The organism is Pseudoalteromonas sp. SIMBA_162, from assembly GCF_046535955.1.
Taxonomy (GTDB): Bacteria; Pseudomonadota; Gammaproteobacteria; order Enterobacterales; family Alteromonadaceae; genus Pseudoalteromonas; species Pseudoalteromonas marina.
Map to the genome: position 1 here is coordinate 1 of NZ_JAWJBQ010000958.1, position 246 is coordinate 246.

General features: G+C 67.5%; 1 protein-coding gene. It reads right to left on the reverse strand.

All coding sequences use genetic code 11. The features are described from left to right. The coding region (locus R0J88_RS22550; protein ID WP_410901253.1) for an ATP-binding cassette domain-containing protein at positions 1 to 246 on the reverse strand (246 nt) is incomplete at both ends.

Consider the following 246-nt stretch of genomic DNA (forward strand, 5'->3'; position numbering starts at 1 on the left):
GCGCACCCGCTGCCACTGGCGTGGCGTCAGGGCAGCGAGATCCAGCGTCTTGCCGTCCGGCCGCGTGAATTCACGCTGCCCGCTGACATGCGCATGCCCCGGCAGCAGGCCAAGACTCGCCAACAGGCTGACGGACTTGCCCGACCCGGACTCGCCGACGATGGCCAGGCATTCTCCCCGTCGGACCTCAAGGGAGAAATGCCTGACGACGGGTGTCTGGCCGAAGCGGATGCAGAGATCGTCGAG